A 13532-nucleotide genomic window follows, 5' to 3' on the forward strand; every position below is an offset into this window, starting at 1 on the left:
CGCTGAGCCGAACATCCGGCGTCGCGGCGCGGCGCCGGATGTCCTTGCGGCAGCCCCACGTAGGAGTTGCGGCTGGGGGCGGCCCCCCGTTTAGCCCCCGGCCCCCCGCCGCCGGTGGCCGGTAGGTAGCGGGCGGGTCACGATATGGCCGGGGTGCTGGTTCGGTGGGGTCGATGCCGGAAGAATGACGCGCGGTGTGGGGGCCGGGCGAGTGGGTTCGGTGGGATTTCTTCTCCCGGGAATAGATCGTGGGAACCGCTGGTTGAGCTGATCGAGCAACATTGAGTGTGATGGACTCAAGTTTGACTTGACTCCCGGCGGGATCGGGAGGCAGGATTGAGCCGACCACGCTCAGCATTGCTGGGACCGTGCTCCGTGCAGTGTCAGGGGCCGGGTCCGATGGCGCGGAAAGCGCCGTGACGGGCTGATCGCCCCGACATCACACAAGCAGTCGATACATAGGAGGAAACACAATGGCTCGTGCGGTCGGAATCGACCTCGGGACCACGAACTCGGTCGTCGCCGTTCTCGAAGGTGGTGAGCCGGTCGTCGTCGCCAACTCGGAGGGTTCGCGTACCACGCCCTCGGTAGTCGCGTTCGCCAAGAACGGTGAGGTACTGGTGGGTCAGCCCGCCAAGAACCAGGCCGTCACCAACGTCGACCGCACCATCCGCTCGGTGAAACGCCATATCGGCACCGACTGGACCGTGGAGATCGACGACAAGAAGTACACCCCGCAGGAGATCAGCGCGCGCACGCTGATGAAGCTCAAGCGCGACGCCGAGTCCTACCTCGGTGAGGAGATCACCGACGCGGTCATCACCGTCCCCGCCTACTTCGAGGACGCCCAGCGCCAGGCCACCAAGGAAGCCGGTCAGATCGCCGGTCTCAATGTGCTGCGCATCGTCAACGAGCCCACCGCGGCCGCGCTGGCCTACGGCCTGGACAAGGGCGACAAGGAACAGACCATCCTGGTCTTCGACCTCGGTGGCGGCACCTTCGACGTCTCGCTGCTGGAAATCGGCGAGGGCGTCGTCGAGGTCCGCGCCACCTCCGGTGACAACCACCTCGGTGGTGACGACTGGGACGAGCGCGTCGTCGGCTGGCTGGTCGACAAGTTCAAGGCCAGCTCCGGCATCGACCTGACCAAGGACAAGATGGCCATGCAGCGGCTGCGTGAGGCCGCGGAGAAGGCCAAGATCGAACTGTCCTCGAGCCAGAGCACCTCGATCAACCTGCCCTACATCACCGTCGACGCGGACAAGAACCCGCTGTTCCTCGATGAGCAGCTGACCCGTGCCGAATTCCAGAAGATCACCTCCGACCTGCTCGACCGCACCCGCGCGCCGTTCCAGTCCGTGATCAAGGACGCCGGTATCAAGGTCGCCGATATCGACCATGTCGTGCTCGTCGGTGGTTCCACCCGTATGCCCGCGGTCTCCGAGCTGGTCAAGGAACTGACCGGCGGCAAGGAACCCAACAAGGGCGTCAACCCGGACGAGGTCGTCGCCGTTGGCGCCGCGCTCCAGGCCGGTGTGCTCAAGGGTGAGGTCAAGGACGTCCTGCTGCTCGATGTGACCCCGCTGTCGCTGGGCATCGAGACCAAGGGCGGCGTGATGACCAAGCTCATCGAGCGCAACACCACCATCCCGACCAAGCGTTCGGAGACCTTCACCACCGCCGACGACAACCAGCCGTCGGTGCAGATCCAGGTGTTCCAGGGTGAGCGCGAGATCGCCTCGCACAACAAGCTGCTCGGTTCCTTCGAGCTGACCGGTATCCCGCCGGCCCCGCGCGGCGTGCCGCAGATCGAGGTCACCTTCGACATCGACGCCAACGGCATCGTGCACGTGACCGCCAAGGACAAGGGCACCGGCAAGGAGAACACGATCAAGATCCAGGACGGCTCCGGCCTGTCCAAGGAGGAGATCGACCGGATGGTCAAGGACGCCGAGGCGCACGCCGCCGAGGACAAGGCCCGCCGTGAGGAGGCCGAGACCCGTAACCAGGCCGAATCGCTGGTGCACCAGACCGAGAAGTTCATCGCCGACAACACCGACAAGGTGCCCGGCGATGTGAAGGAGAAGGTCGAGGCCGCGATCGGCGAGGCGAAGGAGGCCCTGAAGGGCACCGATATCGCCGCAGTCAAGGCAGCCGTGGAGAAGCTGGCCACCGAGTCGCAGGCCCTCGGCCAGGCGATCTACGAGGCGTCGGCCGCCGATGCGGCCGCCTCCGGTAACGGCGCTTCCGCGACGGCCGACGACGATCAGGTCGTCGACGCCGAGGTCGTCGACGAGCCGGTGGACACGGAGAAGAAGTGACGCACGCGAACGCTGGTAACTCCGAGGAACCGGTCAGCTTCGTCGACAAGCGCAAGATCGATCCCGAGACCGGTGAGGTTCGGGAGCAGGCCGGGGCGGGCAATGGCTCCGCCCCGGCCGGGCCGGACGCGGTGAACGGCGACGGCGTGCAAGCGCCCGACTCCGACACCGCGGTGGAATTGGCCGAGCGCACCGCCGACCTCCAGCGCCTGACCGCCGAGTACGCCAACTACCGGCGTCGGGTCGAACGCGACCGCAAGGCCGCCACCGATGCGGCCAAGGCGGGCGTGGTCACCGAACTGCTCGGCGTGCTCGATGATCTCGACCGCGCCAGGGCGCACGGGGATCTGGAATCGGGTCCGCTGAAGTCGGTGGCCGACAAGCTGAGCGACGCACTACGCAAACAGGGTCTCGAGGAGTTCGGTTCGGAGGGTGAGCCTTTCGATCCGACCCTGCACGAGGCAGTGCAGCACGAGGGCTCCGGGCACGATCCGGTGATCGGCCTCGTGATGCGCAAGGGCTATCGGTTCGGTGATCGGGTGCTTCGGCACGCGCTGGTCGGGGTAACCGACGGCGTGGGCGATCTGTCCACCGCCGCCCCCGGCGACCAGGCCGAAGCGGCGGCATCGGGCGACGCCGAGGCATCGGATGCTGATGCCGGCACCAACGAAGAATAAGAGCGCGGCCAAGCCGCACGCAGGGCGGAAAGGAGGAGATGCCCGGTGAGCCAACGGGAGTGGATCGAGAAGGACTTCTACAAGGAGCTGGGTGTCTCCTCCGGCGCCTCGCAGGACGAGATCAAGAAGGCCTACCGCAAACTCGCGCGTGACCTGCATCCGGATGCCAACCCCGGCGACACCAAAGCCGAGGAGCGGTTCAAGACCGTCAGTGAAGCGCATGCCGTGCTGTCGGATCCGGCCAAACGCAAGGAGTACGACGAGACCCGCAAGCTGTTCGCGGGCGGTGGCTATCCGCGCGGCGGGTTCAATCCCGGCGCGGGCGGCGGATTCTCGCAGGAGTTCAACCTCGGCGATATCTTCGGCGCGGGCGCCGCGGGTAACGACGGCGGTATCGGCGATATTTTCGGCGGATTGTTCAATCGCGGCGGCACCAGGTCGGCGAGCCGCCCGCGGCGCGGCGCCGATGTGGAAACCGAGACGACCCTCGGTTTCCGTGAGGCCGCGCAGGGCGCCACCGTGCCCTTGCGGATGACCAGCCCGTCGCCGTGTACCACCTGTCACGGCAGTGGAGCCAAACCGGGGACCAGTCCTCGGGTCTGCCCGCACTGCAATGGGGCCGGTGTCATCAGCCGCAACCAGGGCGCGTTCGGGTTCAGCGAGCCGTGCGACGATTGCCGCGGTACCGGTTCGATCATCGATGACCCGTGCGTCGATTGCCACGGCAGCGGCATCCAGAACCGGACCCGAACCATCACCGTCCGCATACCTCCCGGTGTCGCGGACGGGCAGCGGATCCGGCTGGCGGGCCAGGGCGAGGCCGGGCTGCGTGGCGCGCCCTCGGGCGATCTGTTCGTCACCGTGCACGTCAGCCAGGACAAGGTCTTCGGCCGCAACGGCGATGATCTGACCCTTGTGCTCCCGGTCAGCTACAGCGAACTGGTACTCGGCACCACGGTGTCGGTGCCGACGCTGGAGGGCCGGGTCGGGGTGAAGGTGCCCGCGGGCACGGCCGACGGTCGTATCCTCCGGGTGCGCGGGCGCGGTGTGCCCAAGCGCGGCGGCGGGGCCGGTGACCTGCTGGTCACCGTCAAGGTCGCGGTGCCGCAGAAATTGGACAACGACGCCACCGATGCGCTGCGTGCGCTCCAGGAGGCGGAGAAGGCCAGCGGTTTCGATCCGCGAGCGGGATGGGCAGGTGCGTGATGTCCGGCGATCCGAAGCAGGCGTCCGGTGGGCCGTCGCGAGCCGAGTACTTCATGATCTCGGTGGCGGCCCAGCTGGCGGGCATGCACGCGCAGACACTGCGCACGTATGACCGTCTCGGATTGGTGACGCCGCAACGTACTTCGGGCGGTGGGCGGCGCTATTCGGCCAGGGATGTGGAGCTGCTGCGGGAAGTGCAGCGGCTGTCCCAGGACGAGGGCGTCAACCTGGCGGGCATCAAACGCATCATCGAACTCACCAATCAGGTCGAGGCCTTGCAGCAGCGGGTCGCCGAACTGAACGCGGAGCTGGAGCGTACCCGAGCGAACTACCATGCGGATCTGACCCCGCCGCAGCGCAGTACCGCGCTCGTGGTGTGGAAGCCGCGTAATCGCCGGTAGTCGCTCGGCGGCGAGTTCTCGGGCCCCGGCCCGGTTCAGCAATGGACCGGACCGGGGCCCGATCCGTTCTTCTGACCAGCTCGCCGCGGCCGCGGAATCAGCCGCCCTCGAACTGGATTCGCTCCGCCGGTGTGCCGGTATCCAGCAGCCGTTCGACGGTCGCCCGCGTCATCGCCGGTGATCCGCACACCAGCACCTGATGACGATCGAATGCGCCGTGCGAGCCGACCACATCGGCCAGCGTCCCGGACAGCAACTCATCGGCGGCGAAGCCGATATCGACCCGGGACCGCTCGTACCATTCGTCGGACCAGTCGGGATCGTCGAGGCTCTCCACCACCGGAACCACTGTCAGCCAGGGTAATTCCTCGGCCAGCAGGGCGAGCATGTCCGCGGCGTACAGCTCGCGCGGCGAGGCTCCCCCGATGAACAGATAGGTCGGCGGCTGCACCTCACGTCGGGCCAGCTCCAGGATCTGCGCCCGCATCGGCGCGAGGCCGGTGCCGCCCGCGATCATCACGACCTCATCGCCCGCCGGATCGATCGCGAACGTTCCCGCGGGCGCGCCGAGGGTCCATTCGTCACCCGCCGCGGTATCGGCGACGATCCCGCCGCTGCACCAGCCGCCCGGCACGGTCCGCACATGGAACTCGAGCTTGCCGTCCAGTGACGGCGGCAGCGCGGGGGAGAGTCTGCGACGCAGACCGGGGAACTGCGGCACCCGAACCTCCACCGATTGTCCGGCGGTGAACGGGACGAACTCGCCGATCAACCGGATCACCGCGAGATCATGGCGCAGCCGATGATGCCCGACGACGGTCGATTTCCACACGGGTGCTTCCGGCACCGCGCCGTTGCGCGGCGCACTCGGATCGATGTCCATACCTACTCTCAGGGGCTCTGGTGCGGGCGTCGGCCGACACGGGCTTCGGGTACTGCCGGATTCGTTGCGGCCGAATGAGATCCGGCGTGCGGTCAGACCGGATCGGAGCTGATGATCGACTCCGGTGTGCCCACCGCGAGCAGCGCGCGCCTGGTGTCGGCGATCATCTTCGCCGAACCGGCGATCTGGATCTGGCGGTCCGACCACGAGCCGAAGCTGGCGACCACCGCACCGAGATTACCGACCAGCCGCCGGTGCATGCCGTACGGCGCGTCGGCCGCCGGATGCGGATACCACCAGGGATTGGTCTTCTGCTCGCAGACCGGCACGATGGTCAGCCACGGATTGCTCTGCGAGAGCTGCCACATGTTCTCCACGTCGTACAGATCGCAGGGGTAGACCCCGCCGATGAAGAAGTGCACCCGCGGGTTGATCCCGCGCTGCCCCATCTCGATCAGCTGGGCGCGCAGCGGTGCGATGCCGGTGCCCGAACCGATCATCAGCACATCGCGGCCACTGTCGGGGTCCACGTGCAGACCGCCGAGCGGTCCACCGATGAGCCAGCGGTCGCCGACGGTGGTGTCGTTGACGATGGCCGGGCTCACCCAGCCGCCGCGGACCTTGCGGACATGGAATTCGATCTCGCCGTACGGATTGGCCGGGATGGCCGGGGACAGATAGCGCCACATCTTGGGCCGCTGCGGCACCGCGACCGGCACATACTGTCCGGCCTGATAGGGGATCGGACTGTCGGATTGCAGCCGCACGATGGCCAGGTCTTCGAGTACGTGCCGGTGTCCGACGACGGTGGCCTCCCAGTAGGGCGGTGAATCGTCGGAGTTGGCGCCGATGGCCATGGCGGCGGCGATCAACAGGGTGACATCACGCCAGCCGTCGGCCAGTTCGGCGGTCCAGGCCGGACCGTTGTAGATGTGCGCCGCGGCGAACAGCGCGCGCCCGGCGAGGTCGTAATGGGAGGCCTCGACCCCGTATTTGCGGTGATCGCGGGCCAGCTGTTCGAGGAACTTCTGCGCCCGATCCCAGTCCTCGAGGTGATCGAGCATGTATTGGATGGCCGTGACCAGGCGTTTCGGCTGCATATCCATCGCAGGTGGGAACAGTTCCCGCAGCCGAGGATTCTCGGCGAACAGATGACCATAAAACGCACTGATCAACCGCTCGGGTCCGTGCGGTGAGTCGATCACCGTACGGAAGTTGGCGCGGACCAGCGCAGCCGAACGCGCATCCACGGCGTGGGCTTCCTTTCCCTCGAATAGCTGCCAACGGACCTACCCGAATCCGGCGGTCCTGGCGTCGAGGCCAAGTATCCCTGAAAACGCCGTGGTCATGTGGGTAAGGGCAGGCTACCGGCATTTATCACATGTTGGATGCGCAACATCGTTCTGCCGGTCACGATGGCGGCGTAGCGTTCGCATCGGGTCCGGCCCGCGCGAGTTGTGAAAAATTCCAAAGTTGAGCGGAACAGACTCAACCTTTCGAGCGTTGAACGATAGGACACCGAGCCGACAGCGGCGGCAGCCGCCGCGCGCATTCGGCACCGGGGAGATATCGACCAGTAGGAAGGTGCTTTGTGGACTCGTTCAATCCCACCACCAAGACCCAGGCAGCGCTGACCGCTGCCCTGCAAGCGGCCTCGGCCGCGGGCAATCCGGAGATCCGTCCGGCGCACTTGCTGGTGGCGTTGCTGGATCAAACCGATGGCATCGCCGCCCCTTTGCTGAAGGCCGTCGGCACGGATCCGGCGGCCGTACGACGCGAAGCGCAGGACATCGTCGACCGGTTGCCGCGCGCGACCGGCGCGACCACCACACCCCAGCTCGGCCGCGAAGCGCTGGCCGCGATCACCGCCGCCCAGCGGCTGGCCACCGAGATGGGTGATGAATACGTATCCACCGAGCACGTCATGGCCGGTCTGGCCGAGGGCGATACCGACGTCACCATGCTGCTCACCAAGTACGGCGCCACCGCCGACGCGTTGCGCGAGGCGTTCACCACCGTGCGCGGCAGCGCCAGGGTCACCAGCCCCGATCCGGAAGGTAGCTACCAGGCGCTGGAGAAGTACTCCACCGACCTCACCGACGCCGCCCGCTCCGGCAAACTCGACCCGGTGATCGGGCGCGATACCGAGATCCGGCGGGTGGTCCAGGTGCTGTCGCGGCGCACCAAGAACAACCCGGTGCTCATCGGTGAGCCCGGCGTCGGTAAGACCGCGATCGTCGAGGGGCTGGCCCAGCGCATCGTCGCCGGTGACGTCCCCGAATCGCTGCGCGGTAAGTCCGTGGTCTCACTCGACCTCGGCGCCATGGTCGCCGGTGCGAAGTATCGCGGTGAGTTCGAGGAGCGGCTCAAGGCCGTGCTCGAAGACATCAAGAACAGCGCCGGGCAGATCATCACCTTCATCGATGAGCTGCACACCATTGTCGGCGCCGGCGCCACCGGTGAATCGGCGATGGACGCGGGCAACATGATCAAGCCCATGCTCGCCCGTGGTGAACTGCGCCTGGTCGGCGCCACCACACTGGAGGAATACCGTCAGCACATCGAGAAGGACGCGGCGCTCGAGCGACGCTTCCAGCAGGTGCTGGTCGGTGAGCCGTCGGTGGAGGACACCGTCGGCATCCTGCGCGGCATCAAAGAGCGCTACGAGGTGCACCACGGTGTGCGCATCACCGATTCGGCGCTGGTCGCCGCGGCGACCCTGTCCGATCGCTACATCACCTCCCGGTTCCTGCCGGACAAGGCGATCGACCTGGTCGACGAATCGGCCTCGCGGCTGCGGATGGAGATCGACTCCCGTCCGGTGGAGATCGACGAGGTCGAACGCGCGGTGCGGCGGCTCGAGATCGAAGAGGTCGCCCTCGCCAAGGAGACCGATGAGGCGTCCAAGCAGCGGCTGGAGAAACTGCGCTCCGAACTCGCCGACGACCGGGAAAAGCTCAACCAGCTCACTACCCGCTGGCAGAACGAGAAGAACGCCATCGACCAGGTCCGGGTGCTCAAGGAGGAACTGGAATCGTTGCGCGGCGCGTCCGATCGGGCCGAGCGCGATGGTGATCTGGGCAAGGCGGCCGAGCTGCGTTACGGCAAGATCCCCGCGCTGGAGAAGCAGCTCGCCGAGGCCGAGAAGGCCTCGGCGACCGCCGGTGACGGCGAGGTGATGTTGAAGGAGGAGGTCGGGCCCGACGATATCGCCGAGGTGGTCTCGGCGTGGACCGGCATTCCGGTGGGCCGCATGCTCGAGGGTGAGACCCAGAAGCTGCTGCGCATGGAGTCCGAACTCGGCCGTCGCGTGGTGGGGCAGACCGAGGCCGTGCAGGCGGTGTCGGACGCGGTACGCCGGGCCCGCGCGGGCGTGGCCGATCCGAACCGGCCCACCGGCTCGTTCCTGTTCGTCGGTCCCACCGGCGTCGGCAAGACCGAGCTGGCCAAGGCGCTGGCCGACTTCCTGTTCGACGACGAACGCGCCATGGTCCGCATCGATATGAGCGAATACAGCGAAAAGCACGCCGTCGCACGGCTGGTCGGCGCACCGCCCGGATACGTCGGCTACGACCAGGGCGGTCAGCTCACCGAGGCGGTGCGGCGCAGGCCCTACACGGTGGTGCTGTTCGATGAGATCGAGAAGGCGCATCCCGATGTGTTCGACATCCTGCTCGCCGTGCTCGACGAGGGACGGCTGACCGATGGTCAGGGCCGCACCGTCGATTTCCGCAACACGATCCTCATCCTCACCTCCAACCTCGGTGCCGGTGGGGACAAGGATTTCGTGATGAACGCGGTGCGCTCGGCGTTCAAACCGGAGTTCCTCAACCGACTCGACGATGTGGTGATGTTCCACCCGCTCGACGAGGAACAGCTGGAATCCATCGTCGACATCCAGCTCGATCAGCTCCAGAAGCGGCTCTCGCAGCGCAGGCTGAAGCTGGACGTCAGCGATTCGGCGCGGTTCTGGCTGGCCGTACGCGGCTACGACCCGGTCTACGGTGCGCGTCCGCTGCGCAGGCTGATCCAGCAGTCCATCGGCGACACCCTCGCCAAGGAACTGCTGGCCGGTGAGGTCAGCGACGGTGACACGGTGAAGGTCAACCTCAGCCCCGACGGCGACGCCCTGATCGTCGGCAGCTGATCGGCACGGACGGGCGTCGCGAGTATTCCGACACGAATGCTTGCGGCGCCCGTCCCTCGTACGCTTGGGTGCATGACCAACCCGAACGATCCGTGGGGGCAACGGCCGGACGATTCGCCGACCGAACACCTCGGTCCGCCGGGGGCATCCGGGACCGAGCCGCTGCACACCACCGAATACACCGAGGCCTACGGGCCGACGGCGTATCCGGGTTCCGATCAGTACGAGTCGTGGAAACCACCGTCGAACCCGACCCGCGAAATGCCCACCTACGAGAGTCAATGGGGTGGTTACGAAGGGCAGCAGTGGCAGCCGCCCACCCAGCCGACGCCCGATCCGGCAGCGATGGGTGGCTACGGTGCGATGCCGCCCTCGGGCGAGCCGCCGCGTCCGCCGAAGCGCAATACCGGTCTGTGGATCGGGCTCGGCCTCGCCGTTGTGCTGTTGATCGCGGTGGCTGGCGCGGTCGCCGGTCTGCTGTTCGGCGGCGATTCGACACCGACGGCCAGCGATACCGCGACCTCCGCCGCGCCCACCGCGGGCCGTACCCCGAACGCGACGCCGGGACCGAGCACACCACCGCTGGTCATCCCCAGCCTGCCCGGTATCGAGGGCATCGACGGTATCGGCGCGACCATGGGCACCATCACCGCCAACGACGGCGGCACCCTCACCGTCAGCTCGATCGGCGGTTCGAGCGTCACGGTCACCACCGACGCCGATACCCAGGTGATCTCGATGTCGGGTGGGACCGCCGCGGATCTGCCCACCGGTGAACTCGTGGTGGTCCAGGGCGATAAAGCGCCCGACGGCACCATCCACGCCAAGATCATCATCAGCACGGCGCTTCCGGGCGGCGGGCGATGACAGATTTCGTGATCCACCACAAACGCTGCGGCGCGCGCGGGTGGTGCCGGGCAAACACCCGGTCGGCTCGATAGGCTGGACGACGATGACGGCTATGTGGTTCGGGTTGGCGGCGATCGCACTCGTGGGTGCGGTCGTACTGCTGTATTTCGATCGGCTCCAGCGGCAGCGGACCGGTCACGCACGCCAGGTCTGGGCCAAGGCCCAGGGCTATACGTATGTGTCGGTGGAACCGGCACTGCCCTCGACGTGGCGGCGCGGTGCGCTGGCCAAGTTGGGCTATCTGTCGGCGGTGGATGTGGTCTCGGGTATCCGCAAGGGCGAGAAGTTCGTGCTCTTCGATCTCGAGGACTCCGCGACCCTGGTCGCCGTGCGCAGGCAGATCGGCTCCGATATCGACGTCGATATGCGGTTGAAGACCGCGGCCCCGCCCAAGGACCACGATCTGGAACTGCTCGGCGCCATCGGCGACCGCGTGGTCTTCGCGACCAATCCCGAGATCGCCAGGCACGCTGTCGACCAGCGGATGGTCGCCTTCATCGAGACGCTGCCCGAGACGGTGCAGATGCTCTGGAGCGAGGGCAACTGGACCCTCGGCATGCTGTCGGTCGGCACTCCCGCCAAGGAATGGGAGACCGCGATCGACGCGGTGCTGCGGTTGTCCGGTCTGTTGCATGTGCTGCCGCCGGTCGCCGAACCCCGCGGGCTCGACAACGAGGGCGGCCGCGACCGCGGTCGGGCGCGCAGCCGGGCCGCCGAGGTCGACGAGCCCGTCGAACGTCCGGCGCCGTCGCCGCGGTTGCGCAAGGAGGAGCCCGAGCTCGACGAGGCCGAATACGACGACGCCGACCCCGATTACGACGATTCCGGCTACGACGACGGCGACTTCGACGACAACGATTACGACGACTCCGAGTACGACGAACCGGACCACGATCGGTCCGGAGTGATCGGCGCAAGGCCTGCCGCGGACGACCTCCCCGACGACACCGCCGACCGCGCCGACCCGGCGTTGCCGGAGTCCACGCCGTCTCGTCGCCCGAGCCTGGCCGTCGTCCCCGACTCTCGTCCGGCCGCCCGCGAAGACCGCAGGTCCGGCGCCGATCGCGTCGAATCCGCCGACCGCACCAGCCGTCCGGCCGACTACCGCGCACCCGCCGCCGACGACGACCTACCGCAGCTACCCGGCGGCCCGTTCCACCCCGGATTCCGTCCATACCAGGGTCCGGTCCCGAAGTAACCCGGCCTGCTCGGCGTCCACAGCGCACGCCGTACCCTTGACCCGCAGATGCCGGCGGGCGGACTTCGCCGAAACCGCTGTGACGCGACTCGTTGAACACACGCGGAAGGACTCACATGATCGACCAGGCAACAACCGACCGGGACAGTCTGGCGGCGCTGGTGCGCCGACTCGCCGTCGTGCACGGCAAGGTGACGCTGTCCTCGGGTAAAGAGGCCGACTACTACGTCGACCTGCGCCGCGCGACGCTGCACCACGAGGCCGGGCCGCTGATCGGCAAACTGCTTCGCGAACTGGTTGCCGACTGGGATTTCGACGCCGTCGGCGGGCTCACCATGGGCGCCGATCCGGTGGCGCTGGCCGTCATGCACGCACCCGGCCGTCCGATCGACGCGTTCGTGGTGCGCAAGGCCGCCAAGACCCACGGTATGCAGCGCCAGATCGAAGGCCCCGATATCGTCGGCAAGCGGGTGCTGGTGGTCGAGGACACCACTACCACGGGCAACTCACCGCTGACCGCCGTTCGCGCCCTGCGTGAAGCCGGTGCGACCGTCGTCGGTGTGGCGACCGTGGTCGACCGGGAGACCGGCGCCGATCAGGTCATCGCCGCCGAGGGCTTGGAGTACCGTTCGATTCTCGGACTGAAGGATCTGGCTCTGGGCTGAGTAGTTGCCCTCGGCTAGCCTGGTGCTGATTAATTCGGTAGTCGAAGGGTCGTGTGAGTCGCCGTGGTGAGCATTGCAGTCAAGAAGGGTCGCGACAATGTCGCGATGCTCGGTATCGGTGCTTACCGGCCGCAGCGCGTGGTCAGCAATGACGAGGTGTGCGAGGTTCTCGACTCGACCGACCAGTGGATCTACGAGCGCACCGGCATCCGCAACCGTCGCTGGATCAGCGGTGACGAGACGCTGCGTTCCATCGCCGCGGCCGCCGGTGACCGCGCGCTGAACAACACCGGTATCGACCGGTCCAAGATCGGCGCGCTCATCCTGTGTACCTCCAGTTGGCTCAAGCTCACCCCGCACGGTGCGCCGACCATCGCCGCCGATCTCGGTATCAATGGCATCCCCGCCTTCGACCTGACCTCCGGCTGCGGCGGCTTCGGCTACGGCCTCGGTGTCGCCGCCGATCTGATCCGCTCCGGTTCGGCCGAATACGTGCTGGTGATCGGCGCCGAGACGATGACCGTCGGCCTCGACCCCACCGACCGCGGTACCGCCATGATCTTCGGTGACGGTGCGGGCGCCGTCGTCGTCGGCCCGAGCGAGGAGAACGGCATCTCCCCGACGGTGTGGGGTAGCGACGGCGAGAACGCCGAGGCCATCGCCCAGGATGTCGACTTCCTCGAATACATGAACCGGGCCGACGCGCTCCAGCAGGAGGGCTACGACGGCGAACCGCTGAAGCGGATGGCGCTGCGGATGGAGGGGCCCAAGGTCTTCCGCTGGGCCGCGGTGACCTTGCCGCGGGCGCTGTCGGAGGCGCTGAACTCTTCCGGCGTCGCCAAGGAAGACATCGAGGTGTTCGTGCCGCATCAGGCCAACGCCCGCATCAACGAGCTGATGAAGAAGAACCTCGGCCTGGCCGAGGACATCCCGATGGCCAACGATATCGAGAACACCGGCAACACCTCGGCCGCCTCGATTCCGCTGGCCATGGAGGAAATGCTGGTCACCGGCAAGGCCAAGGGCGGCCAGTTGGCGCTGCTGCTCGGGTTCGGCGCCGGGCTCAGCTACGCCGGTCAGGTCGTCACCCTGCCGCCCAAGCCCGCCGAACCGAGCTTCTGACCT

At 67.3% G+C, this 13532-nt stretch carries 11 protein-coding genes; 9 read left to right on the top strand and 2 right to left on the bottom strand.

Annotation, left to right across the window (positions count from 1 at the left end; all coding sequences use genetic code 11):
- Positions 1–473 precede the first annotated feature (473 nt).
- Genes dnaK through QH168_RS19940 form a run of 4 tightly spaced genes read left to right on the top strand, consistent with a single transcriptional unit; the run spans position 474 to position 4605 of the window.
- Positions 474–2321 (top strand): molecular chaperone DnaK, encoded by a 1848-nt coding sequence (dnaK, locus tag QH168_RS19925; RefSeq protein ID WP_280236258.1) that lies wholly within the window; start codon positions 474–476, stop codon positions 2319–2321.
- Positions 2318–2998, top strand: coding sequence for a nucleotide exchange factor GrpE (gene grpE / locus QH168_RS19930; protein ID WP_280236259.1), 681 nt, complete (start codon positions 2318–2320; stop codon positions 2996–2998). Before dnaK ends, grpE begins: the two co-directional genes overlap by 4 nt.
- Before the next feature lie 45 nt (positions 2999–3043).
- Positions 3044–4204, top strand: coding sequence for a molecular chaperone DnaJ (gene dnaJ, locus QH168_RS19935; RefSeq protein ID WP_280236260.1), 1161 nt, complete (start codon positions 3044–3046; stop codon positions 4202–4204).
- Positions 4204–4605 carry a heat shock protein transcriptional repressor HspR gene (locus tag QH168_RS19940; protein WP_280236261.1) on the top strand — a complete coding sequence of 134 codons (402 nt, stop codon included), beginning with the start codon at positions 4204–4206 and terminating at the stop codon, positions 4603–4605. The genes dnaJ and QH168_RS19940 overlap by 1 nt, the downstream gene beginning before the upstream one ends.
- A gap of 97 nt (positions 4606–4702) precedes the next feature.
- Here the strand turns inward: QH168_RS19940 and QH168_RS19945 are convergent, their stop codons facing one another.
- On the bottom strand, positions 4703–5488 hold the full coding sequence (locus QH168_RS19945) for an FAD-binding oxidoreductase (RefSeq protein ID WP_280236262.1): 786 nt from the start codon (positions 5486–5488) through the stop codon (positions 4703–4705).
- 92 nt (positions 5489–5580) lie between these two features.
- Complete coding sequence (locus QH168_RS19950; protein ID WP_280236263.1) at positions 5581–6738, bottom strand: FAD-binding oxidoreductase; 1158 nt, start codon at positions 6736–6738, stop codon at positions 5581–5583.
- A 341-nt stretch (positions 6739–7079) separates the two neighbouring features.
- On the opposite strand from QH168_RS19950, the gene clpB reads away from it, so the two are divergent.
- The 5 genes from clpB to QH168_RS19975 all read left to right on the top strand — a co-directional run bounded on the left by clpB (position 7080) and on the right by QH168_RS19975 (position 13529).
- Positions 7080–9635: an ATP-dependent chaperone ClpB gene (clpB, locus tag QH168_RS19955; protein ID WP_280236264.1), complete on the top strand. Its 2556-nt coding sequence runs from the start codon at positions 7080–7082 to the stop codon at positions 9633–9635.
- Positions 9636–9707: 72 nt separating this feature from the next.
- Complete coding sequence (locus QH168_RS19960) at positions 9708–10502, top strand: DUF5666 domain-containing protein (RefSeq protein WP_280236265.1); 795 nt, start codon at positions 9708–9710, stop codon at positions 10500–10502.
- 85 nt (positions 10503–10587) lie between these two features.
- Positions 10588–11742, top strand: coding sequence for a hypothetical protein (locus QH168_RS19965; protein ID WP_280236266.1), 1155 nt, complete (start codon positions 10588–10590; stop codon positions 11740–11742).
- A 116-nt stretch (positions 11743–11858) separates the two neighbouring features.
- Entirely contained in the window at positions 11859–12407 is a 549-nt protein-coding gene (gene pyrE, locus QH168_RS19970) for an orotate phosphoribosyltransferase (RefSeq protein ID WP_280236267.1), read from the top strand.
- Between the two features lie 63 nt (positions 12408–12470).
- Positions 12471–13529 (top strand): beta-ketoacyl-ACP synthase 3, encoded by a 1059-nt coding sequence (locus QH168_RS19975; RefSeq protein ID WP_280236268.1) that lies wholly within the window; start codon positions 12471–12473, stop codon positions 13527–13529.
- Positions 13530–13532: the final 3 nt, after the last annotated feature.

The organism is Nocardia cyriacigeorgica (assembly GCF_029868385.1).
GTDB classification, from domain to species: domain Bacteria; phylum Actinomycetota; class Actinomycetes; order Mycobacteriales; family Mycobacteriaceae; genus Nocardia; species Nocardia cyriacigeorgica_F.

Excerpts from the sequence above, each read along its gene's own strand:
- dnaK (WP_280236258.1), top strand. The coding sequence starts at position 474 with ATGGCTCGTGCGGTCGGAATCGACCTCGGGACCACGAACTCGGTCGTC.
- QH168_RS19960 (WP_280236265.1), top strand. The coding sequence starts at position 9,708 with ATGACCAACCCGAACGATCCGTGGGGGCAACGGCCGGACGATTCGCCG.
- QH168_RS19940 (WP_280236261.1), top strand. The coding sequence starts at position 4,204 with ATGTCCGGCGATCCGAAGCAGGCGTCCGGTGGGCCGTCGCGAGCCGAG.
- pyrE (WP_280236267.1), top strand. The coding sequence starts at position 11,859 with ATGATCGACCAGGCAACAACCGACCGGGACAGTCTGGCGGCGCTGGTG.
- QH168_RS19965 (WP_280236266.1), top strand. The coding sequence starts at position 10,588 with ATGACGGCTATGTGGTTCGGGTTGGCGGCGATCGCACTCGTGGGTGCG.
- QH168_RS19945 (WP_280236262.1), bottom strand. The coding sequence starts at position 5,488 with ATGGACATCGATCCGAGTGCGCCGCGCAACGGCGCGGTGCCGGAAGCA.